Origin of the sequence: Cyanobium sp. NS01 (genome assembly GCF_014280235.1) — a bacterium.
GTDB lineage: Bacteria > Cyanobacteriota > Cyanobacteriia > PCC-6307 > Cyanobiaceae > NIES-981.
Genome location: NZ_CP047940.1, coordinates 1,100,834 through 1,122,295, shown reverse-complemented (window position 1 = coordinate 1,122,295; position 21,462 = coordinate 1,100,834). Strand labels below are relative to the sequence as shown.

The following is a 21,462-nucleotide window of genomic DNA, read 5'->3' as shown; positions in this document are numbered from 1 at the left end:
CAGCATGACCACGACCTACCCGATCACCGTCCACTGGCGCCAGAGCGGACGCACCATCCGCCATCAGGTGCCGGAGGGGGCCTACATCCTGCGCAGTTTTGAGGAGCAGGGTGATCCGCTGCCATTCAGCTGCCGCAACGGCTGCTGCACCGCCTGTGCCGTGCGGGTGCTCAACGGCCAGATCGACCACCGCGAAGCCCTGGGCCTGTCGCGCGAACTGCGCGAGCGCGGCTACGGCCTGCTCTGCGTGGCCCGGGCCATCGGCCCCCTGGAGGTGGAAACCCAGGATGAGGATGAGGTCTACGACCTCCAGTTCGGCCGCCACTTCGGCCGCGGTCAGGTGAGCCCCGGCCTGCCCCTGGAGGAGGAATGAGCGGCCCCGCAGCGGCCTCCGATCGGGCCCTGGTCGAGTCGGGCCTGACGCCCTCCGAGCGGGACAACCTGGTGGCGGTGGCCCGGCGGGCTGCCGAGGCCGGGGGCGCCCTGTTGAGCGAGAAGTACGGCCGCGTGCGCCAGGTGCGGGAAAAGGGTCGCTGTGGCGATCTGGTCACGGAGGCGGACCTGGCCGCCGAGGCCGCCGTGCTGGCCCTGCTGCAGCGGGAAACGCCTGAGTTCGGGGTGCTGGCCGAGGAGAGCGGCCGCCGCAGTGGCCAGGGCTGCTTCGAGTGGTGCGTCGACCCCCTCGACGGCACCACCAACTTCGCGCATGGTTATCCGTTCTTCGGCACTTCAGTGGGGCTGTGCTGGCAGGGCACACCCCTGCTCGGCGCCCTGGCGGTGCCGGCTCTGCAGGAGCTCTACTGGGCCGCGCCGGGCCTGGGCAGCTGGTGCGACGACCAGCGCCTGGGCTCCAGTCAGCGGCTGCAGGTGAGCGACTGCGCGCGCCTCCAGGACGCCCTGCTAGTGACCGGCTTCGCCTACGACCGCTTCCAGCGGCTCGACAACAACTACGCCGAGTTCGCCCACTTCACCCACCGCACCCATGGGGTGAGACGCGGCGGGGCCGCCGCGGTGGACCTGGCCTTCGTGGCCGCCGGCCGCCTGGATGGCTACTGGGAACGGGGCCTCTCCCCCTGGGACCTGGCCGCCGGCGTGGTGCTGGTGGAGCAGGCCGGCGGGCGGGTGAGCAGCTATGGCGGCGGGCCCCTGGTGCTGGAGCAGGGCCGGCTGATCGCCTGTGCTCCAGCCCTGCAGCCAGCCCTGATCGAGGGCCTGGCCGCCTGTCGGCCCCTGACCGGCGCCAGCTTCGGAGCTCCGGAGCTGGATGGGGCCGCCGCCCAGGCCGCTCCATAGGATCGGGCGGCGTTCCAACCGCCTGCCTCCATGGCCCTGCAACCCGCCGCCGGCGCCCGGGATCTCAACCCGCGCCAGGTGGAGCGCAACCGACGCATCTGTGCCGATCTGGCGGCGATCTACCGGCTGTGGGGCTACCAGGAAGTGGCGCCGCCCGGCTTCGAGCGGCTCGACACCCTGGCCGCCGGCGGGGGCATCGATGGCCGCGAGTTGGTGCGCCTCGCCGCCGACGAGCCGCTCGGGCTGCGGCCTGAGTTCACCGCCTCGATCGCCCGGGCCGCCGGCACCCGCATGGCCGAGCGCCCCAGGCCCCTGCGCCTCTGGACCGAGGGCAGCACCTTCCGCAGCAGCGTGGGCGATTCCGGCCTGCAGCGCATCCACGAGCAGCTGCAGAGCGGCGTGGAGCTGCTGGGAGAAGCGTCGGCGGCAGCCGATGCCGAACTCACCCGGCTGCTGCTGGCGGCAGCCGGCAACCTCGGTCTGCGCCTGGAGCACAGTCCGAGGCTGCTGGTGGGGCATCACGGCGTGCTCGGCGCCCTGCTGCAACAACTGCCCGCCGCCCAGCGGGCAGCCGCCCGCGCCGCCCTCACCAGCTTCGATCCGATCGCCCTGGAGCAGCTCCAGCTGCAGGGCACCGATCGTCAGCGGCTCAGCGCCCTGATGCGGCTGCGGGGCGAGGCCTCCCAGGTGCTGTATCAACTGGAGCAGTGGCTGGGTCCGATCCCCTTGCTCGAAGAGCTCAGCCACACCCTGGCGGTGGTCACCCCGGCGGCGCAGCGGCTCGGGGTGGAGGTGCAGCTCGATCCCACCTACCAGCCCCACTTCGCTCTCTACGACGGGCTGGTGCTGAAGCTGGTGTGCCAGGGACCCGACGCCCCGGTGGCGATCGCCGGTGGCGGCCGCTACGACGCCCTGGTGGGGCGCTTCAGCGGCGAGGGCCAGGCCGCCGCAGGCGTGGGCTTCGCCTTCCATGTGGAGGCCGTGCGCGAGCTGCTGGCCACGGGGGCGGGCAGCAGCGCCTTGAGCGAGCCCGGCAGCGGCCCCGAGCTGGTGGCCTATGGCGCCCCGCAGCAGCTGGCCCAGGCCCTCGACAGCCTCGAAGCCCTGCACCGCAGCGCCATCAGGGCCGAACTGCTGCCGAGTCCATTCAGCAGCCACGCCGCCGCTGAGGCGGTCGCCCGCGAGCGGGCCTGCTCCAAACTGCACTGGCTGGCTCCCTAGGATCCGCCGCAGTCACGCCTGTCCTGATGGCCCACACAATCGTCACCAACGTCTGTGAAGGGGTGGCCGATTGCGTCGATGCCTGTCCGGTGGCCTGCATCCACCCCGGCAAGAGCGCCAACAGCAAGGGCACCGGCTTCTACTGGATCGACTTCGACACCTGCATCGACTGCGGCATCTGCCTGCAGGTGTGTCCCGTCAACGGCGCCATCCTGCCCGAGGAGAAGCCGGGGTTGCAGCAGGGCGGCTTCCAGTAGGTTTCAGGCTCCGAATCCTTTTTATGTCCTGGATTGGCGGGAGCCTTGCGATGCTCTCCACCCTCTCGATCACGGCTGTGGCGGGGCTCAGCCCGGCCCAGGCCAGCTGCAGGTTCCTGGTGCCCCTGGGCGGGGGCGGCGATCCGGTGGTGGCCAAACAGATCGGTCCTGACCGGGCCCTGGGCCGCACCAACTGGAACACCGATTTCGTTGTGGATCGCGACTACAAGAGCTACCGCTTCTTCTTCACCTCCGCCTCCACGGAGCGGGCCCTGTTCCCGATTGCGGGTTTCATGGTGTTCACCGATGGGGCCAACCTGCAGGTGATCAATGAAACGCCCACGTTCAATCCAGGCGAGGGCCGCGAGTTCGGCCCCTTCAAGGCCGTGCCGGGCCGGCGCAGCCGGCTGATGAACTTCCGTGTGGGCTCCAGCAACCACCCAGGCTCCCTGGGCTTCAGCTATCGGATTTCCGTGAAGGGCTGTGAGTAGGGGGCGTCGCCAGGGACAGGCTGGGTGAGTCGTCCAGGCGTCAGACGCTTCTGGTCGTGGTTGAGCACCTGGCTGGTGCTGGCGGTGCTGGCCTCGGCGCTGCTGCCGGGCTCGGAGCCCTTGCGCCAGGAGCCGGCGGGGGCGCCGCCACCACTGCGCCGGGAGCTGCGCAAGTTCTGAATGGGGCCGGCAGGTCAGCAGCAGACTGGCTCCCCAGTCGGCTCGGACACCTGTGGTCTTCAATCAGCAGTCCCTCGATCGAATCGGCCGCTTCGGGATCCGTGCCCTGCGCATCGTGGCCAGCACCATTGCCATCGTCGCCGCGGTGCGGGGCGACTGGGGCACCGGCGTCAGCGGCGGCCTGGCCTGGCTGCTGTTCGTGCAGGTGGAGCGCAACCTGCCTCCGGCGGCGGAGGTTGACAGCGACATTGCGGCTGCCAACAGAGGCAAGGTTGAAAGAGATACGAAACCAGGGGAGGACGTGCTCACTGATTGATGGCACCGTCGCCAGGCGAAGGGCTGACGGGCACTGGCTGATCCAGGGTGATCTGTCAACCACTGCTGGCCAGAAGTCCTTGGCCTTGTTGTGTCCAGGCTGACGCCTCAGCGGCAACCCCTGCCCACATGCATCCTGATCGACACCCGTTTGCCCTCGGGCCTGTGCTGCAAGCAAGGGCCGAGTCCCTTTGCGTGGGCTCAATCCCGAGGCCTGTGACCTGATCGGGTAGGGGTGATCAGAGAGGCGAAGCGGCGGGGAACTTGTCCATGAGCATCGTGATTGCCTGATCCCAGTGCTGCAAATCTACCTAGGCCTCGGGCTGAACGTCCGGGGATAGAAGATGAACTCCAACAACCCATTGTAGGGGGCCTGTCCCTGGGTAGCTGACACCCTGGCAGATGCGGCCAGCGGAAGGCCCATGGCAATCAACAACCAGGAATTGCAGCAGCCTGCATTACCAGTTCACTGGCGGCAGAACCTCAGTTGGGCATGGGCTGCTGCAGGGAAGGTAGCAGCGCTGCCACCGGCGTCACAGGCGGCCCCATTGCTTTCCGCAGGGACTGGTAACGACGGCAGTTCAGCACTGTTAGGAGGCCTGCACCTAGTCCTTCAAGCGACTCTAGTCCTTGTGGCAGCCTGCCCCCTCAGCCCAATAAAAATGATAAGAAATCCTACTAAAACTCCGTTTAGCATTCAGAACAGCCTGAGATCAGATAGGAAGGTATCGATAGTGCTTTCCTGGGGTCTATGCCGCGTTTCAACAATACCGGCCAGTCTGGAGCCGACGGCGCAAACGCAGGCACCAATGGGTCACGAGGTTTTTCCTTTCAAATCTTTTCAAGGGCATCTAGCGGCTTCACGGGTTTTAGAGGAGATAATGGGGTACTAATAGTCTCTCCAAGCGGCAAGAATGGAGGCACCGGCGGCACTGGATTCACCGGACAATCTGGTGGGAATGGTGGGGACGGAACAAATGGAGACTCGGGTGGTAATGGAGCCTTCGGGCTGACGATCGCACGGCGTCAATTGAGGAAGGCCCGTTCCAGATTTGTCATCAGAGGCACTGGTGGAAACGGTGGCGCTGGCCAAGATGGAGGATCTGGAGGCTTTGGTGGTAGAGGCCAGGGTGGCGGAAGAGGAGGTGCAGGAGGTGCAGGAGGCAACGCCTTTCCTACTTCTTTCTCCCTTGGAGGTGTTGGAGGTAACGGTGGCAGAGGAGGTCGGGGTGGCAATGGTGGTGCGGGCGGAGATGGTGGAGATGGCGGAGATGGTGGGGACGGCGGGAACGGGATCATTTTCCAAGGCCGTCGCCTCAAACTCGGCAACAAGTCAGACAGAATCATCGGCAGAGGCGGATTAGGTGGCAACCAGGGTGCAGCAGGATTCAGTGGCTCAGGTGGATCCCGAGGCGATCGCGGTTTTGGTGGTAGCGGGGGCCAGGGTGGGTTGAGTGGAACCTTGTTCATTAGGAGGTCATCAGGATCCTCTGGCCCTCGTGGTTTTTTTGGCTCCTTCGGCGCACAAGGCCAGGCTGGTGAGACAGGCTCGGCTGGCAAGCGGGGTTTTGGCATCTTTTTAGCTGGCAAGCTCAACACGCGTGGTGGCCGCGACAGGGTTGACGCGCGCGTTGGAGGCTTCGGAGGCGGTGGCACCTTGCTTCTTGGCGGTGACAATGACAGAGTTTTTGGCTTCGGAGATATCACGTTGAATGGCCAGAGCGGTAGAGACAGACTCTCTCTTCCTGGCACTGCCAGTGATTACACACGATCCCAAAATGGAAGGAGAACACGCTTCAGCCAAGGAGGAGTCACCATGACCGTGATTGGCTTTGAATCCATCTCCTTCTTAGGCTAATCATCACACTCTCATCACCTCAATCTAGTTCAACCAGGACTGAGCACTTCGTGAGTGATTGTCACCACGGTTTACTCTTCGTGACGATCGATCACGGTGGATCTGAAGGCATTGCAGGTTACACCTTGAATAATTGCATCAGCATGAAATCCTCATGCATTGGGGCCTAACGCTCCCCTAACAAATGTGCTTCGGAACTGTCAACACACTTTCGCTGCCACGAACAGATAAATCAGCAGATATTGACCGGCCCAGCGAGCCCCGACCACCAGTCTGCGGTCTATCAGTTTTGCGTATCGCCGCTCGCCCTCCCGGCTCAGCCGGGGCATGGCGATGCCATGTGCCGCACGCATGGCCGTTGACAGTCACCCGATTCATCGCTAGTACGTGCGTACTACGCGTCATGAAGAATGACGATCGCCTCCCCTTACGCCGTCTTCCGTGCCGCCGATCTGGGCTGGTCTCACGCTGCCTTCCTGCCCCTTGGGGCACCCGTTGGTTCGACTGGCCAGAGACGACCCAGCAAGCGTTCACCCCGCCGGCTGATCCTGGAACCCAGGACACTGGAGCAGCTTGAGCTCTGGACAATTGAGTCCGACGTCTTGGCCTCCCCATGAGTTCCAGACCGGCGTCCAGGGCAGCCATAGCAGCGACTGGCTGCGGCCAGGGCTGGAGAAGCAGGACGGTTTCCTGCCCATGGCGCCCCCTTGGCGAGACGCCGTGCAGCGATGGATCCTGAAGGTCACGACATTGCCAGCGGAACTGTGCTTCAAGCCGAACAGGGCCAGATCCAGATCCATACCGAGAACATCTTCCCGATCATCAAGAAGGCCGTCTACAGCGGCCATGAGGTGTTCCTGCGGGAACTGGTGAGCAATGGCGTCGATGCCATCAGCAAGCGCCGCATGGCCGCCATGGCCGGCGACTGCAGCGAGGGCGAGGAGGGCAGGATCCAGATCCGCGTCGACCGCGAGGCCAAGACCCTCACCATCTCGGATAACGGCATCGGCATGAGCGCCGACGAGGTGAAGCGCTACATCAACCAGGTGGCCTTCTCCAGCGCCGAAGACTTCCTCGAGAAATACAAGAACGAGGGTGATGCCATCATCGGCCACTTCGGCCTCGGCTTCTACTCCAGCTTCATGGTGGCCAGCCAGGTGGAGCTGGTGACCCTCAGCGCGCGGGAGGGCAGTGAGGCGGTGCGCTGGAGCTGCGATGGCTCCCCCAACTTCAGCCTGGAGGCCTCAGAGCGCAGCGAGCCAGGCACCGATGTGATCCTGCATCTGATGGAGGAGGAACTTGAGTACATCGAGCCCTCCCGCATCCGCACCCTGATCACCACCTACTGCGACTTCATGCCCGTGGCGGTGCAGCTGGAGGGTGAAACCGTCAACAAGCGGGAGGCTCCCTGGCGCAAGAGCGCCCGCGAGCTCAGCGACGACGACTACATCGAGCTCTACCGCTACCTCTACCCCTTCCAGGGCGACCCCCTGCTCTGGGTGCACCTCAACACCGATTACCCCTACACCCTGCAGGGCATCCTCTACTTCCCGAAGTCCAGCGGCCGGGCCGACTGGGAGAAGGGCGAGATCAAGCTCTACTGCAACCAGGTGTTCGTGAGCGATTCGATCAAGGAGGTGGTGCCCCGCTATCTGCTGCCCCTGCGCGGCGTGATTGACTCGCCGGACATCCCCCTCAATGTGAGCCGTTCGGCCCTGCAGACCGATCGGCGTGTGCGCTCAATCGGTGGCTTCGTGGCCAAGAAGGTGGGCGATCGCCTCAAGGAGCTGCACCGCGACGACCCCAGGCGCTATGCCGAGATCTGGGAGTCCGTGGCTCCCTTCATCAAGATCGGCGCCATGGAAGACGACAAATTCGCCGACCAGGTGGCGGATCTGGTGCTGTTCGGCACCACGGCTGCAGCCGCTGCCTGTGAACCCGACGGCGAAGCCACCGAGGGCAGCAGCCTCGATCCGATCCCGGCAGAGGGCGGCAAGGCCTTCACCACCCTGCTGGGCTACCGCGGCCGCCTCAGCGGGGATCACGACAAGCGTGTGCTCTATTGCACCGACGAGGCTGGCCAGGCGGGCCCCCTGGCCCTGTGGAAGAGCCAGGACGCCGAAGTGCTGCTGGCCGACACCTTCATTGACACCCAGTTCATCCCCTGGCTGGAGATGCGCCACGAGGATCTCAAGTTCCAGCGGGTCGATGCCGAGCTGGATGACTCCCTGCAGGAGAAAGAGAGCGAACTGGCCGATGCCGAGGGCAAGGACAGCTCGGAGAAGTTGCGGGAACTGTTCAAGAGCGCCCTCAACGACGACCGGGTGACCCTCCAGATCCAGGCCCTCAAGGGCGACAACGCCCCCGCCGCCCTGATCCTGCTGCCGGAGCAGATGCGCCGCATCAACGACATGGGCGCCCTGATGGAGCAGCGCCTGCCGGGCCTGCCCGATCACCACGTGCTGCTGATCAACCGCCGGCACCGGTTGGTGGAAGGACTGCTGAAGCTCAGCGCCGGCTCAGTGATCACCGGTTCGGGCAGCTCCCCCAGCCAGGAGCTGGCCAGCGCCCTCAGCGCCCACCTCTACGAGATGGCCCGCCTGGCGGTGGGCGGCCTCGAGCCCAACCAGCTGGCCGGCTTCCAGCAACGCAGCGCCGACCTGATGGGTCAGCTGATGGAGCGCGGCCTCTGAGCCCCTGCGGAGACGGCACTCAAGGCCTCGACTCTTTGGTAAAGTCTCCGCTTGGGCTGATGCCCAGAAGTTGTTCTGAACGGTTGTAGGTCATGTCCCGGGTCTGCCAGCTCACCGGCAAGCGCGCCAACAACGGCATGGCCGTCTCGCACTCCCACGTGCGCACCAAGAAGCTCCAACAGGTGAATCTCCAGGAGCGCCGCCTCTGGTGGGCCGAGGGCAAGCGCTTCGTGAAGCTGCGGGTGTCCACCAAAGCCCTCAAGACCATCCAGAAGAAAGGCCTCGGTGCCTACGCCAAGGAACTGGGTGTGAACCTGGCCAAGCTCTGAGTACGTGCTGCCCTCCTGACTCCGGCCTCATGCTTCGCCGCAAGCTCCTGGCCAGCGCCGTGCAGGGCAGCCTGCTTGCCGCGGCTTCGCTGCTGATCCGTCCGGCTGGTGCTTGGGCTCTTGGTGGAACACTGCCTGAACTCAACGCTCCGGCACCCCAGTTCCGGTTGCCCGGTGTGGCCCCCGACCCGGCTGGCCTCCGCGGCCCAGCCGATCCGCTGCCCACGGAGCTGTCCCTGGCAGATTTTGCCGGCCGCTGGTTGGTGCTCTATTTCTACCCGCGCGATTTCACCGGCGGCTGCACTCTCGAAGCCCGCGGTTTCCAGAACGACCTGCAGGCCTTTCAGCGGGCCGGCGCCGACGTGGTGGGCGTGAGCGCCGACGACGCCGACTCCCACGCCTCCTTCTGCAGTGAGGAAGGGCTGGTGTTCCCGCTGCTGAGCGACCCTGGCGGGAAGGTGAGTCAGCGCTACGGCTCCTGGATCGCTCCGTTCTCGCAACGCCACACCTTCCTGATCGACCCCAGCGGGGTGCTGCGCAGCCGCTGGGTGGCCGTGCGCCCCAGCGGCCACAGTCGTGAGGTGCTGGCGGAACTCTCCAGGCTGCAGGCGCTTTCGGCCTGAGCTGAGCGTCAGCCCTTCACTCCAGAGCCTCCTGCTGGGGGGCAACGGCTGGCTCAGTGTCCGGTAGGTCGAACAGGAAGGTGCCGGCCAGTCGCTTCAGCAGCTTGTTGGTGGTGGCGGAGGCGGTGCTGATCTGCTGCAACGTCTCCACCAGAACCGGAGACGTGGTTTTCATCACCTCGGTGGCCTCGGATGAGGCCTCCCCCATAGCCGCGCCGGTCTGCTGGTAGAGCCTGAGGGTGTCGCGGGTGGCCTTGGCGGTCGCACCCGACTCCCGCTCCAGGGTGCCGACCAGGCGGCGCACATCCCCCAGGGTGCCATCGACCTGGTTGGTGACCGTCGGGAGGTCTTTCTCCACCACCGCCGCAATCGCCTGAAGAGTGCGATCGAGCTGCAGGCGGGTCTTGGCCAGGTCACTCAGCAGGTCGGCGGGAGAGCTGGAAGGATTGAAGGGAACGGTGAGCGCGGCAGGAGGCCCATCGGCGTCAGGGGGGGCGATGTCCGGGGAGAGCGTCACCACGGTGTCGCCGATCAGCCCCTCCTGAAGGGCCGTGGCCCGGCTCTTCGGGCCTACCAGGCGGCGGTAGGCCGAGGCGATGCGCAGCCTCACATCCACCCGACCATCACTGGCGAGCTTCACGGACTCCACCTTGCCGATGCGGTAACCGGAGAGGGTCACATTCACCCCCGGCCAGAGGCCCATGGCCTTGTCGGTGCGGAAGTCCACCACACTGCTGCCGCGCCAACGCATGCGCTCATGGATGAGGTTTCCAGCCACCCAGCCCATCAGGAGCAGGGATCCGGCCAGGAACAGCCCGCCCAGCCGGCTGACTGGTGGGCGCCAGCCGGGCTGGGTGGAAGGAAGCTCAGCGAGCGCAGGCCCATCGCCGTTGGCTGGGGAACTCATGCGTAGGTGCCGTGCAAGGGGGTGAGCAGGGTCAGCCAGACCACCTCAAGCCCAACGACCACCAGAAGGCATTCGGGCAAGGCATCGGCCAGCAGGGGAGCGAGCTCAGCCTGGCGGTCATTCGCCTGGGCAGCTTTGCGCAGGCACACACACTGAGCGGCACCGGTCAGAACTCCGGCGCGCAGCAGGCACCTGAGCAGATCGGACGCTTCCATGAGGCCGATGAGTTCGTGGACCTCACTAACAAGACCCAGGCCTGCGCGCGGTGTGGCCAGCAGCCCGCCCAGCAGCAGCCCCCCCTCGAACCACGGCACCAACAGCATGGCACTGCAGACAGCGGCCCCGAGCTCGCCCCGCTGACCCCTCAACCAGCGCAGCGCGGTGGTGGAAGGCGCAGCTCGATCCAGCCGCCGCACAGCATGGGCCAGCCTGAGCGGAGCACAGCGGCAGATCCAGATCAGGCTCACTCCCATCGGCGTGACCAGCTGCAGCGATCCCAGCACAAGCACCTCCAGGCTCTCGTTGCTGCTCTCGCCAACGCTGGCTGTGAGCAGGCGCACCATGACCATGCCCACCAATGCTCCAACCAGGAGGGCCAGCGGGGCCGTTTCGGCAAGGTCCTGGAGAATCCTGCGCCGCATGGCGGGCTGATCGGGGTTGAAACGGCGCCACCCTATGGGCCTGAGGCCCACGATGCTGATTGCTGGCAGGGTGGCTCGGGGCCGGAAAAGATGCTTGATTTGCGCAGTCACATCAGCCATCCCCCCAATAACCATGAGGTCCAAGACGCTGCAATGGCCTTCTCGCTGGAACCCAGCCGGCGCACTGGCAGCGCTCCTGGGACTGGGCCTGGGGCTGGTCCTGGGTGCCTGTGTCCAGAAGACGAGCACGTCTGCGGCACCGGAAGCGGAGCAGGCGGCCAGCCCAGCCTCCGCGGTGGCGGCCGAGCCCGGGCTGAGCTCCTCGTCGAAAGAGGGCAAGCCTCGTAGCTGGGTCGTGCGCGGCGATGGGGTGAACCTGCGCGAGAAGCCGTCCCTGTCCGCTGCCGTGCTCACCACCTTCCCCGAGGGGAAGGTGGTTGACAATCTCGGCTGCAGGCAGGCGGAGGGGCGCGACTGGTGCGATGTGCAACCTCTCGGTGGCGGGCCCAGGGGCTTCGTGGCAGCCGAGCTGCTGAAGCCTGCGGTGTCGCCCGATGGCGCCGTGGCCCGGGGGGACGACACGTCCGCCTTGCGTGCCGGGGAAGGTGATTTCGATGCCACCGGCACGATGCCCTGCGCCATGGCCCAAGGTCAGCCGATGGGCACGTGTCCGTTCGGTGTAGCGCGAGCCGGAGGGGGTGACGCCACAGTGGTGGTGACCCGCCAGGATGGCCGCAAACGGGCCCTGTTCTTCCGCATGGGCAAGGCCATCGGCGCTGACACCAGCCAGGCCGATGGCAACCCCGCCTTCTCCTCCAGCAAGGAGGCGGACCTGTACACCATCCGGGTTGGCAACGAGCGCTACGAATTCCCGGAGGCCGTGATCTTCGGCGGCTGAGTTGGCTGGTCTGAAGGCCAAGAACAAGTTCACAGCTCTGCTTTCACCGCCGACCAGGCGGAGCGGCCTTGGAGCGTCTGCCATCTCTGCACAGCTGCATGGTTAGAAGCACTGCAGCGATCGCAAGAACAGAAGCTGATTGCAGCAAAGGAATGGTGATTACACTGAAACGCTGCACCAGTCTGTGCGCCGGCACGGTGTGGAAGTGATAGCTATCCACTCCGAACAGGATGATGCCTACAAACGACACAATCAGCACAGCGATAAATACTGGCAGGGAAGAGCGTTGCCTGCGACGCTGCCAGCAGGCCAAGAGCCCCAAGAGCCAATAGGGCATCGCCACAAGGAGCAAGTAGGGCAGATCACTGCTGCGCAGACCAGTGCTGCTGCTGGTGATCAAGATCAGGCTGAGCGCTGTGGCAAGACAACACAGAAGGATGCTCCAGTGGCCCATCACCGGCAGGAACGAGAGACCCAGTGCGGCCATGGGAAAAGCAATCCCAGATGGGCTCCAGTGCAACAGGCCACCACCAGGATCATGACGAGTGGCTTGCCAACCAACAGAGAGAACAGTATCAGTTCGCCATCACGCTGAGGTCCTGCACATCGGCACAAGTCGAGACGAGACAGCGCCTCGCCTCGTTACTGCAACTGCCGCACACACCATTGGGGCGCAGCATCACTGCTGAGTTGACCTGGGGAAAACTCGCTACTCACAATCATCTTATTGCGCCTAGTGCCACCAAGTCCGGCGAAAGCATAGCCAGGATGCCAAGATCAGAGCTTCTGTTTAGCAAGCAGGAATGAACAAAGACTGGAGCGATCAGAAGAAGGGGAGATTTCGAGCCCACCCTTGCTGATGATGATGATGACAACAGAAGCCTCATCAGCGCTGCAAGTAGCTGCTGACATTGCGCACAGCCTGTTCTGCATACGCATCTCCAGGTTTCACCCGTAGGGCTGCCTCAAAGTGGTTGAGTGCCTGCTGAAAGTGCTGCCGCTGAGTGGCGTCATAGCCCAGTCGCATCAGTCGATCGTAGGTCGCCGTATCCACTTGGGCAGGCGTACCGGCACTGCTACTGATCAAGGCATGCTTCTGATTCCAGTAAGCAATTGTGGCCATACGGTCATCCGGCCGCTCGTAAAGAGCACTGCGGAAGTAGTCCGCAGCCTGGCTGAACTGGCGCTCCTTGGCGGCAGCGTAACCAAGGCGCATGTAACGGTCGTACGCCGATTCACCGCTGTAGTGGCCGGAGGCAACAGTCAGATCAGCGGCCTCAAGACTGGGGAGGGACTGGCCCTTCTCGCCTGCGATGTAAGCCGTGACGTTCCGCACAGCCTGGCTGGCGTAATAGTCGCCGGGACGCTCCGCCAGGGCCCGGCGGAAATTGATCAGGGCTGACTGGTAATCGCGGGCCTGTGTCTCGTCGTAGCCAAGGCGCATGGAGCGGTCGTAGGCACTCTCTAGCGGTGTGGAATCAACCGGAGCTTGCTGGTCATGCAGTGCCCGCCGCTCGTTCCAGTAGGCAATGGTGGCCTCGCGGTCTTCGGGCACGTAGAAGAGGGCATCCCGGAAATAGGTGATGGCGCTCAGGTGGTCGCCCCGGCGAGAGGCGGCATAGCCAAGCCGCATGTAGCCGTCGTAGGGACTTACGCTGGCTGGCCCTGGGACGCCCTGCGCCAAGAGCGAACCGGTGGGCCGAGACTCGACGACAACGGACGCAGCGACACGAGCTTCAGCGCCACCGGCAGCAACGGATACGAGCGCGATCCCGAGAATCAACGGAGCCAAGTCCAAGTCGGGTATCGATGGAAAAAGGCGATTCATTGACGCTTTCATGACACGCAGCGAGGCTTGATGCCCGCCGCCTAGCAGGTCGGTGATCATTTCCGGGTGATGATGATGTAGATCGCGTGGATGATCGCTACCGGCCACATGATCCCCATCAAAGGAAGCCCAAGGGCACCGAAACTCAGCAACCAGAAAACCAAGTTTAGCCAGAATGGCCCGCTGAATCCCACCTGGGTGGCGACTGCAAAGGGTGGCAGAATGAAAGCCAGAATGATGCGAAAGATGTCACCAACTGTCATGGAGATTTCTTGTGGCGATGATTAGGTCATCAGAGCTACAGACTACAGCGGATCTGAAGAAGCGTCAGTCCCCACAGTATGCAGGTGCTGACGCGGAAGCGGACCCTGCGATCAGTTGCAGTAGCTCTTTTCGGTGTAGACGATCTGCTGATACCGGCCGTCGCTGGTCTGAATCCCCACGCAGTTGCCGGTGCGAGGCTGCTGCCAGTAGGAGAAGGAGCTGTCCAATGCCTTGGTGCCACCGCGGTACTGATAGCCCTTGCTGATCAGGTTCTGTTCAGCCTGACCACCCCTGGCCCCCACCAGATCCTGGAGTTCCCTCACCGGTGCGCCAATCGTTGCGGGCTCCGGTGCGTTGCTGCTGTTCTGTCCAGAGATCAGGGCACCGATCAGAGCGACGGCTGCTGCACCGCCAGCGATGGCGGCCACGGTGGCCTTGTCGGAGTCATCGTCAAACTCGGCATCCGCGTTCTGGACGTGATCCAGCTTGACCGATAGGCGACGCTTCTCGCCATCATCCCATCGGAACACATCATGGCCATTCTTGGCGTTGTGCTTGACGTTGAGGATGCCCCGGTAGGTCTGCACACTGAGAGCATCGGGGTTGGGACCGCGGAAAATGTAATCGGAACCATCATCCAGCTTCACCACATAGGCATCGGTGCCCCCGGCCCTCTTGTGCTTGAAACTGCAGTGGCCGTTGAAGGCCACATAGCCACCGCTGACCATCTTGCAGCGGCCCTGGGCCTTCACCAGAACTCTGGCTGACGCCGCAGACGGGAAGGCCGAGACGGCGCTGAACAGGAACAGCCCGGAGCTGGCAAGACAACCGAAGGAGCGAAGGAGCGAACTCACGTGTTACAAGAAAATAAGGGTGTGGATCAGGAGCGGACGCGCTGAACACGTTTTCATCACCTGATCAGTACAAGGGTAAGGTTCCGCCCTTACACGGGCAAGCGCATGGGCAGCTCGATGGCGCGCCACATACCCCCCGCGATGACTGGACACTGCAAGGCAGGGCAGCCACCGATCACCACGGTGGTGCGGTCCCTCCTGGCCCTGCTGATGCTCACGGTGTTCGCGGGCCGAGCGGCCACAGCTAGGGAGGACCAGCCAGTCCTGGCCGACAGCACCTGGCGGCTGGTGGAGATCCGCTCGATGGATGGCAACCAGGGGGTTCGCCGTCCTGCAACACCCTCCCGATACAGCCTGCGCCTGGAAGCCGATGGCAGCGCGCAGCTCAGGCTCGACTGCAATCGGGCCCAGGGTGCGTGGAGCATCAGTCCAGGCACTGATCCGAGCATCGGCGGTTTCCGCTTCGGGCCCCTGGCCACCACCCAGGCTCTCGGCTCGCAACCCAGTCTCGGCAAGGCGCTGGGCGTGCTATTTGCACGCCGCGACGGATCTGAACGGCGGTGGCCAGGGCGAGGTGCTCGTCTATCTGATGGGGTCATGGTTCTGCGGCACCCTCGGCTGCACCCTGCACATCGATCGGCCCAGCGCGGAGGGTTACGACCTGGTGCAGGACATCCCGTTGAGCCGGATGCCTGTGGTGGCCGCTGACAGCCACAGTGAGGGCTGGCGTGATCTCTGGCAGCTGCAGTCCGGCGGCGGGATGCCGGCAGGCTTCATCCGCTATCAGTTCGATGGCTCCCCCTACAGGCAGACGGAGCGGATTCCCGCCGATCAGAGGCGACCGAAGGGGCTGCTGCTGCTCTCGGGCAACCCCAGCCTTGCCGGTGGCCAGCTGGAGGCCTGAAGGTCATCCAGCTGGCGGTCCGAAGGCTCCCTCCAGGACGCGGCGGTGCACCGCCGTGGACCGCCGCAGCGCTTGAATCCGCTGGTCGTTGGGAGGCCTGTCGAGGCTCTGGCGCCACTGGATCAGCAAGGCAGCGGCATCGACGGGGCGATTCAGCTCTGCCAAGGGGCAGTCAAGTGAGAGGGCGGCGGCGCTGACCTTGGGGTCGTAGCTGAGGGCCGCCACGGGCGCTCCGGCCGCCGCCGCCAGGATCAACCCATGCAGGCGCATCGCCAGCACCAGCCCGGCGCCGGCGCACACGGCCATGGCCTCGCGCGGGTGGTCGCAGCAGAGCTCCCGGCTGCGGGCCGCCAGCCCAGAACCCAGCAGACCCTGGCTGAGCAGCGAGGCCAGCAGGCCGCGGTCCTCCACCGCATGGAAGGGCAGCCAGATCACGTCGCGCTCGGGTGCCAGGAGCTCCAGGGCCGCCAGCCAGGGCCGCCAGGCTTCTCCCTTCAGATGGACCGTCGGCCGAAAACAGAGCACAAGCGGGCCGCCCATGCCATGCCACGGCTCGGGAGCCACGCTCCACACCGGGTCAGCACCCACCAGGGGCTCGGCCCTGGCCCCGAGACGCCGGGCCAGGGAAGCCGAGGTGGCATCACGCCAGCTCACTGTCGTGATCGCCGGCAGCAGGCCCCGCACCAGCCAGCGGCTGCGACGGCGGCGCAGGGGCCCGAGCCCCTGGCCCCAGAGCAACACGGGCTTGCCCAGGCTGCGGGCCAGCAGCACCAGACAGCCGTAGTACACCAGGCTCAGGAAACTGGTGGAGTCCTGCAGCAGGCTGCCGCCGCCGAACACCAGGGCATCGCAGCCGCCCAGGGCCGCCATCACGGCGCCCAGGTCGGTGCGATCCACGCAGGCCACGCCGAAGCGTTGCCGCACCAACGCCTGATCCCGCGCCGTGACAACGGGGCGGCAGCCCGGTGGCAGGCTGGCCAGCAGCACCTCCAGCAGGGCGTCGTCGCCGAGGTTGTGCTCGCCGTAATAGCCCACCAGCAGGGGGCGTTCACGCAGGGGCATGGCGGGCAGGGGGGCAGGCGCCATCCCTACCACCGCAAGCGGCCGGGGTCGCCCGGGGAGCCGGGGAGCCGCTCAGACAGTGGTGCTCCCACCCAGGCCGCCAGCACCCCGGCGCCGAAGCCCGAGGCATGGCCGATCCAGCTGACCCCCGGCGGACTGAACAGGGGCAGCAGCGACGGCAGCAGCCCCCCGTAGGCCACCACGCAGCCCACGGAGAGCAGGATCGGCCAGGGCCGCCGCTCCACCAGGCCCACCGCCAGCAGGTAGCCCAGCAGGCCGTAGACCACCCCGGAGAGGCCATGGCTGGCGTTGTGCCACAGCAGCCACACCGGCAAGGAGCAGAGCAACACCGAGGCCCAGACGCGCAGGTAGGGCCGCAGGCCGCGGGAGAGCACCAGCCAGGAGAGCGGCAGGAACCAGAGCGAATTGCTGAACAGGTGCGCGAAGCCGCCATGGCTGAAGGGCGCCGTGAACACCCCCCACACCGGCCCTCCCGGCACCAGCGGCAGGTTCCAGCGGCCGCCGAACAGCAGCTGATCCAGCAGCTCCTGCAGCCAGGGCACCGCCAGGATCAGCACGGGAAGCAACAGGCGGGCGCGCAGGCCCATGGGCTCGGTCGCCACGGAGGGGTGGATCTCAGTGCCAGAGTCTGGCCATGCACGCGCTCTCCCTGCCGACCTGGTGGATCCACATCGCCTCGGTGCTGGAGTGGATCGCCGCCATCGCTGCCGTGCACAGCTACGGGCAGCGGCGGCGGGAGGGCGGCTGGCGCTGGCTGGCGCTGGCCATGCTGCCGGCCCTGGTGAGCGCCATGGCCGCCTGCACCTGGCACCTGTTTGACAACACCGCCGCCCTGGAGGGCCTGGTGGTGCTGCAGGCCGGCTGCACCCTGCTGGGCAACGGCGCCCTGGCCATCGCCGCCCTGCACCTGCTGCGCCTGCAGCGCGCTTCACAACCCCCAGGCGCCGGATGACAGCGTTGCCGCAGCTGATGCAGGCCCTGCTGGAGCGGCTGGGCTCGGTGGATCCAGGACCCCTGTTTGTGCTCTCCCTGCTGCCCTATCTGCTGTTTCTGTGGTGGGCGCGGCAGGTTCAGGCCTTCCCCAGGCTCGCCCTGCGGGGTTTTCAGCTCACCCTGCTGTTCGTGGCGGTGACGATCGTGGCCGCCGTGGCGGCCGAGCAGTTCTGGGGCCGCCAGCTGGCCGATGTGGATCCGCTGCACGGCGGCGCCGAGGTCTTTCTCACCCTGGCCAACCTGGTGGTGGTGCTGGGCTTCGTTGGCCAGAGCCCGCCACCGCAGCCACCGGAGCCCGGAGCCGGCGGATGAACAAGTCTTAAGGCGCGCGGCCCAGGGCTGCGCAGCCCCAGAAGATGGGGCGTCGGCTCCTGATCCATGTTCGCTCCTCTTCTGGCTGTGGCCCCCGCCACCCTCACCTGGTCGCCGAAGGTGGCGTTGGTGATGATCATCTGCAACGTGATCGCCATCGCGATCGGCAAGGCCACCATCAAGCAGCCCAACGTGGGTCTGCAACTGCCCAACAGCTCCCTGTTCGGCGGCATGAGCCACGGGGCCATGCTCGGCACCCTGAGCCTGGGCCACATCCTCGGCATCGGCACCATCCTGGGCCTCGCCTCCCGCGGCGTCGTCTGAGCGCCTCAGCGCCAACCCAGCAGGTAGGGCAGGGCCCGCAGCCCATAGCGCTCAAAGCGGTAGTCAAACAGCAGGGCGGAGAGATCCTCAGCCCTGCGGGTTTCCAGGCCCCTGAGCAGGCCGTCGAGATGACGATCGCCCGCCCCCTGATCCAGGCCAAGCCAGATACGCCGGGCCAGACGGCCACTCAGGCTCCAGCGCCATCCCAGGGCTGAAGCCAGCCGACGTCGATACTCGCGCAGCAGCGCCCCGGGCCCCAAGCAGTCCTGTAGGAGCAGTGGCCCGAGCACATCGGCGCTGGCCATGGCGTGGCGAATCCCCTCGCCGCCGAGCAGATTGGCGGTGCTCACGGCATCCCCCAGCCCCAGCAGCCGGCCGTGGCCATGGGCCTCGCGGCGTTGCACCGTGCTGCGGATCAGGCCGCCGTGGCGATCCAGCACACGGGCCCGGTCCAGCCCCAGCCGTTGCAGCAGGCGCGCCAGCTCCGGGCCGAGGGGCAGGTGTTCGCTGCGGTCATCCAGCAGCCGGCAGACCCCCACCTTGAGCTGGCCGGGGGCCATCGGGAACACCCAGCCATAGCCCTGACGCACCCAGTCGCTGCCAAGGCAGAAGGTGAGCCGATCGGCCCAGCGCTCGCCCAGCTTCGGGTCCACCTCCAGCAACCACTCCACCCCCAGGCCTCGCACCAGCGTCCCCTGGCCCGGGGCGGGCTCACCCAGCAGCGCCCGGGCCTGGCCGCTGGCATCCACCACCCAGCGGCTCTCGATACTGCGGGGCGTGGTGCTGCCCGGGGGACACAGCCAGGTGCGCATGGCCTGGCCCCCTGAAGCCCCGCAGGCCACAGCACGCCAGCCGAGCCGCAGTTCCACCCCCAGCTGACGGGCCTGCTCCGCCTGCCAGCAGCGCAGAGCACCGAAGTCCAGCACCGCACCCAGAGGGCGCCGGCCCCACCACTGCCGTTGCCCGGCGGCGGGGCCCAGCAACTGCCAACCGCTCCAGCGAGAAGCGATCACCTGCTCGGGTAGTCCGAGGCCCTGCAGCGCCGCCAGCGGCAAGGCCGCGCTGCTGAAGGCCGCCTGGGCCAGATCGGCCAGCCGATCCGCCAGCATCACCCGGGCGCCGGCCCGGGCCAGCTGCAACGCCAACCTGCCGCCGGCCGGGCCGGCCCCCACCACAAGCACATCGAGACGCTCGCCCGGGCTCCCCACAGGAGCCAAGGGGCTCAGACCGCCAGGGGCTTCACCGGCATCGAGAGCCGCAGGCCGGTCCCGAAGCGCTCCAGGATCCTGTCCGCCATCTGGGGCGGTGTGAGGCCGAGGGCGCTCTTGCTCTGGGCCGGTGAGGCGTGGTCCACCAGCTGGTCGGGAATGCCGATGCGCAGCACCGGCACGAGCACGTCGTGGTCGTTGAGGCACTCGGTGATGGCGGCGCCGAAGCCCCCCGGCAGACAGCCCTCCTCCATGGTCACCACCCGGCCGATGCGCCGGGCCATCGGCAGGATCAGGGCCTCATCCAGGGGCCGGATGAAGCGGGCATTGATCACGGCGGCCCGGATGCCCTGCTCCTGCAACAGACCGGCGGTGGCCATGGCGGGATACACCATGGCGCCATAGGCCACGATCAGCAGGTCATCGCCATCGGCGAGCAGCTCGCCTCGGCCGATCTCCAGAGGCTCGAAGCCCTCCTCGGCCAGGGGAGCCCCTTCGCCCTCGCCCCGGGGAATGCGCAGGGCGCAGGGTCCGCTGTGCTGGATGGCGGTGATCAGCATGCGCTGCAGCTCGGCCTCATCCTTCGGGGCCATCACGGTGAAGTTGGGCACCGCCCGCAGGTAGCTGATGTCGTACTGGCCCTGGTGGGTGGGGCCGTCGGCGCCGACGATGCCAGCGCGGTCGAGCACGAAGGTGACCGGCAGCTTCTGGATGCCCACGTCGTGGATCAGCTGGTCGAAGGCCCGCTGCAGGAAGGTGCTGTAGATGGCACACACGGGGCTGAGGCCCTCGCAGGCCATCCCGGCCGCCATGGTCACGGCGTGCTGCTCGGCGATGCCCACATCGAAGTATTGATCAGGCACAGCCTTCTCGAGCAGGTCGAGGCCCGTGCCGGTGGCCATGGCGGCGGTGATCCCCACCACGAGCGGATCCTGCTCGCAGATCTTCACCAGCGTCTGGCCGAACACCTTGCTGTAGCTGGGCGGCTTGGGCTTGCTGGAGGGGTAGGCCTTGCCACTGACCAGGTCGAAGGCGCCCTGGGCGTGGTAACCCACCTGATCGGCTTCGGCGTAGGGGTAACCCTTGCCCTTGGTGGTGGCCACATGCACCAGCACCGGACCGTCGTGGGCGTGGGCCTGCTGGAACACCTTCACCATGCCGGCGATGTCATGGCCGTCGATCGGGCCCATGTAGGTGAAGCCCAGCTCCTCGAACACGGCGCCCAGCTTGGGCACCGCCAGCCGCTTCATGCTCTCCTTGAGGTTCTTCAGTTCAGGCGGCAGCTCGCCGTGCATGAACGGCAGGTGCTTGATCGCCTCCTCGGCGTTGTCCTGCAGGAACTGCAGCGGCGGGCTGTGCCGCATGCGGTTGAGGTGGGTGGAGAGGGCCCCCACCGGCGGGCTGATCGACATGTCGTTGTCGTTGAGCACCACCAGCAGCCGGGTGTGGGGCAGATGGCCGGCGTGGTTGATCGCCTCCAGGGCCATGCCGCCGGTGAGGGCACCGTCGCCGATCACGGCCACACATTTGAAGTCTTCGCCGCGGCGGTCGCGGGCCAGGGCCATGCCCAGAGCGGCGGAGATCGAGGTGCTGGCGTGGCCGGCGCCGAAGTGGTCGAAGCTGCTCTCGCTGCGCTTGAGATAGCCCGCCACGCCTCCCTGCTGACGCAGGGTGTGGAAATCCTTGTAGCGACCGGTGATCAGCTTGTGGGGATAGGCCTGGTGGCCCACATCCCATACCACCTTGTCGTGGTCGAGGTCGAGGGTCTGGTACAGGGCCAGGGTGAGTTCCACCACTCCGAGGCCCGGACCGAGGTGGCCGCCGCTGGTGCTCACCACCTCGAGGTGGCGCTCCCGGATCTGGCGGCCGATCGCTTCGAGCTCGGCGGTACTGAGGCCGTGCAGCTGGTTGGGGTGGCTCAGCTCGCTGAGATGCATCACGACCCTGGCGTTGTGAGCAATCTAGGGGGTTCCGCTGGGGCACCTG

The 21,462-nt window shown here is 66.2% G+C and carries 25 protein-coding genes and 1 pseudogene; 16 read left to right on the top strand and 10 right to left on the bottom strand.

What is annotated here, in order from left to right; translation table 11 throughout:
* Positions 1-4: 4 nt before the first annotated feature.
* The 10 genes from CyaNS01_RS05815 to CyaNS01_RS05770 all read left to right on the top strand — a co-directional run bounded on the left by CyaNS01_RS05815 (position 5) and on the right by CyaNS01_RS05770 (position 9,260).
* Complete coding sequence (locus CyaNS01_RS05815) at positions 5-373, top strand: 2Fe-2S iron-sulfur cluster binding domain-containing protein (protein WP_186699584.1); 369 nt, start codon at positions 5-7, stop codon at positions 371-373.
* Positions 370-1,293: an inositol monophosphatase family protein gene (locus CyaNS01_RS05810; protein ID WP_186699582.1), complete on the top strand. Its 924-nt coding sequence runs from the start codon at positions 370-372 to the stop codon at positions 1,291-1,293. The genes CyaNS01_RS05815 and CyaNS01_RS05810 overlap by 4 nt, the downstream gene beginning before the upstream one ends.
* Positions 1,294-1,323: 30 nt before the next feature.
* Entirely contained in the window at positions 1,324-2,514 is a 1,191-nt protein-coding gene (locus CyaNS01_RS05805) for an ATP phosphoribosyltransferase regulatory subunit (protein ID WP_186699580.1), read from the top strand.
* A 26-nt stretch (positions 2,515-2,540) separates the two neighbouring features.
* Positions 2,541-2,771 carry a ferredoxin family protein gene (locus CyaNS01_RS05800; protein WP_186699579.1) on the top strand — a complete coding sequence of 77 codons (231 nt, stop codon included), beginning with the start codon at positions 2,541-2,543 and terminating at the stop codon, positions 2,769-2,771.
* Between the two features lie 50 nt (positions 2,772-2,821).
* The gene (locus CyaNS01_RS05795; protein ID WP_186699578.1) at positions 2,822-3,262 is read left to right on the top strand and encodes a hypothetical protein; all 441 of its coding nucleotides are present in this window, start codon (positions 2,822-2,824) and stop codon (positions 3,260-3,262) included.
* 232 nt (positions 3,263-3,494) lie between these two features.
* Entirely contained in the window at positions 3,495-3,758 is a 264-nt protein-coding gene (locus CyaNS01_RS05790; protein ID WP_186700905.1) for a hypothetical protein, read from the top strand.
* A 1,069-nt stretch (positions 3,759-4,827) separates the two neighbouring features.
* Positions 4,828-5,121: a hypothetical protein gene (locus CyaNS01_RS05785; RefSeq protein WP_186699577.1), complete on the top strand. Its 294-nt coding sequence runs from the start codon at positions 4,828-4,830 to the stop codon at positions 5,119-5,121.
* A gap of 1,222 nt (positions 5,122-6,343) precedes the next feature.
* Positions 6,344-8,308: a molecular chaperone HtpG gene (gene htpG, locus CyaNS01_RS05780; protein WP_186699576.1), complete on the top strand. Its 1,965-nt coding sequence runs from the start codon at positions 6,344-6,346 to the stop codon at positions 8,306-8,308.
* A 92-nt stretch (positions 8,309-8,400) separates the two neighbouring features.
* A complete protein-coding gene (gene rpmB, locus CyaNS01_RS05775) occupies positions 8,401-8,637 on the top strand; it encodes a 50S ribosomal protein L28 (protein WP_186699574.1) in 237 nt (78 codons plus the stop codon).
* Between the two features lie 29 nt (positions 8,638-8,666).
* Positions 8,667-9,260: a peroxiredoxin gene (locus tag CyaNS01_RS05770; RefSeq protein WP_186699572.1), complete on the top strand. Its 594-nt coding sequence runs from the start codon at positions 8,667-8,669 to the stop codon at positions 9,258-9,260.
* Between the two features lie 16 nt (positions 9,261-9,276).
* Here CyaNS01_RS05770 and CyaNS01_RS05765 read toward each other — a convergent pair whose 3' ends face one another.
* A complete protein-coding gene (locus tag CyaNS01_RS05765; RefSeq protein WP_186699570.1) occupies positions 9,277-10,167 on the bottom strand; it encodes an MlaD family protein in 891 nt (296 codons plus the stop codon).
* The gene (locus CyaNS01_RS05760; RefSeq protein ID WP_186699568.1) at positions 10,164-10,808 is read right to left on the bottom strand and encodes a hypothetical protein; all 645 of its coding nucleotides are present in this window, start codon (positions 10,806-10,808) and stop codon (positions 10,164-10,166) included. The genes CyaNS01_RS05765 and CyaNS01_RS05760 overlap by 4 nt, the downstream gene beginning before the upstream one ends.
* A 295-nt stretch (positions 10,809-11,103) precedes the next feature.
* On the opposite strand from CyaNS01_RS05760, the gene CyaNS01_RS05755 reads away from it, so the two are divergent.
* Positions 11,104-11,706 (top strand): SH3 domain-containing protein, encoded by a 603-nt coding sequence (locus CyaNS01_RS05755; RefSeq protein WP_186699566.1) that lies wholly within the window; start codon positions 11,104-11,106, stop codon positions 11,704-11,706.
* A 43-nt stretch (positions 11,707-11,749) separates the two neighbouring features.
* Here the strand turns inward: CyaNS01_RS05755 and CyaNS01_RS05750 are convergent, their stop codons facing one another.
* The 4 genes from CyaNS01_RS05750 to CyaNS01_RS05735 all read right to left on the bottom strand — a co-directional run bounded on the left by CyaNS01_RS05750 (position 11,750) and on the right by CyaNS01_RS05735 (position 14,652).
* Entirely contained in the window at positions 11,750-12,193 is a 444-nt protein-coding gene (locus CyaNS01_RS05750) for a hypothetical protein (protein ID WP_186699564.1), read from the bottom strand.
* Positions 12,194-12,592: 399 nt separating this feature from the next.
* The gene (locus CyaNS01_RS05745; protein WP_186699563.1) at positions 12,593-13,594 is read right to left on the bottom strand and encodes a hypothetical protein; all 1,002 of its coding nucleotides are present in this window, start codon (positions 13,592-13,594) and stop codon (positions 12,593-12,595) included.
* Complete coding sequence (locus tag CyaNS01_RS05740) at positions 13,591-13,797, bottom strand: YqaE/Pmp3 family membrane protein (protein ID WP_186699561.1); 207 nt, start codon at positions 13,795-13,797, stop codon at positions 13,591-13,593. The genes CyaNS01_RS05745 and CyaNS01_RS05740 overlap by 4 nt, the downstream gene beginning before the upstream one ends.
* A 111-nt stretch (positions 13,798-13,908) precedes the next feature.
* On the bottom strand, positions 13,909-14,652 hold the full coding sequence (locus CyaNS01_RS05735; RefSeq protein WP_186699559.1) for a hypothetical protein: 744 nt from the start codon (positions 14,650-14,652) through the stop codon (positions 13,909-13,911).
* A 105-nt stretch (positions 14,653-14,757) separates the two neighbouring features.
* Here CyaNS01_RS05735 and CyaNS01_RS14925 point away from each other — a divergent pair.
* Positions 14,758-15,138 (top strand): annotated as a pseudogene (locus CyaNS01_RS14925) (META domain-containing protein); the annotation flags it as partial.
* 46 nt (positions 15,139-15,184) lie between these two features.
* The gene (locus CyaNS01_RS14495; protein WP_225875968.1) at positions 15,185-15,556 is read left to right on the top strand and encodes a hypothetical protein; all 372 of its coding nucleotides are present in this window, start codon (positions 15,185-15,187) and stop codon (positions 15,554-15,556) included.
* A 3-nt stretch (positions 15,557-15,559) separates the two neighbouring features.
* Here CyaNS01_RS14495 and csaB read toward each other — a convergent pair whose 3' ends face one another.
* Positions 15,560-16,642 (bottom strand): polysaccharide pyruvyl transferase CsaB, encoded by a 1,083-nt coding sequence (csaB, locus tag CyaNS01_RS05720; RefSeq protein ID WP_225875838.1) that lies wholly within the window; start codon positions 16,640-16,642, stop codon positions 15,560-15,562.
* A 2-nt stretch (positions 16,643-16,644) separates the two neighbouring features.
* Complete coding sequence (locus CyaNS01_RS05715) at positions 16,645-17,226, bottom strand: rhomboid family intramembrane serine protease (RefSeq protein ID WP_186700346.1); 582 nt, start codon at positions 17,224-17,226, stop codon at positions 16,645-16,647.
* A gap of 47 nt (positions 17,227-17,273) precedes the next feature.
* On the opposite strand from CyaNS01_RS05715, the gene CyaNS01_RS05710 reads away from it, so the two are divergent.
* The 3 genes from CyaNS01_RS05710 to psaK all read left to right on the top strand — a co-directional run bounded on the left by CyaNS01_RS05710 (position 17,274) and on the right by psaK (position 18,268).
* Positions 17,274-17,591: a DUF2499 domain-containing protein gene (locus CyaNS01_RS05710; RefSeq protein ID WP_186699553.1), complete on the top strand. Its 318-nt coding sequence runs from the start codon at positions 17,274-17,276 to the stop codon at positions 17,589-17,591.
* On the top strand, positions 17,588-17,944 hold the full coding sequence (locus CyaNS01_RS05705) for a DUF3593 domain-containing protein (protein ID WP_225875837.1): 357 nt from the start codon (positions 17,588-17,590) through the stop codon (positions 17,942-17,944). The genes CyaNS01_RS05710 and CyaNS01_RS05705 overlap by 4 nt, the downstream gene beginning before the upstream one ends.
* Before the next feature lie 66 nt (positions 17,945-18,010).
* The gene (gene psaK / locus CyaNS01_RS05700; protein ID WP_186699551.1) at positions 18,011-18,268 is read left to right on the top strand and encodes a photosystem I reaction center subunit PsaK; all 258 of its coding nucleotides are present in this window, start codon (positions 18,011-18,013) and stop codon (positions 18,266-18,268) included.
* Positions 18,269-18,273: 5 nt separating this feature from the next.
* Here the strand turns inward: psaK and CyaNS01_RS14840 are convergent, their stop codons facing one another.
* Together CyaNS01_RS14840 and dxs are read right to left on the bottom strand one after the other, a co-directional pair.
* The gene (locus CyaNS01_RS14840) at positions 18,274-19,476 is read right to left on the bottom strand and encodes an FAD-dependent monooxygenase (RefSeq protein WP_370561785.1); all 1,203 of its coding nucleotides are present in this window, start codon (positions 19,474-19,476) and stop codon (positions 18,274-18,276) included.
* A 14-nt stretch (positions 19,477-19,490) separates the two neighbouring features.
* Positions 19,491-21,413: a 1-deoxy-D-xylulose-5-phosphate synthase gene (gene dxs, locus CyaNS01_RS05690; RefSeq protein WP_186699549.1), complete on the bottom strand. Its 1,923-nt coding sequence runs from the start codon at positions 21,411-21,413 to the stop codon at positions 19,491-19,493.
* Positions 21,414-21,462: the final 49 nt, after the last annotated feature.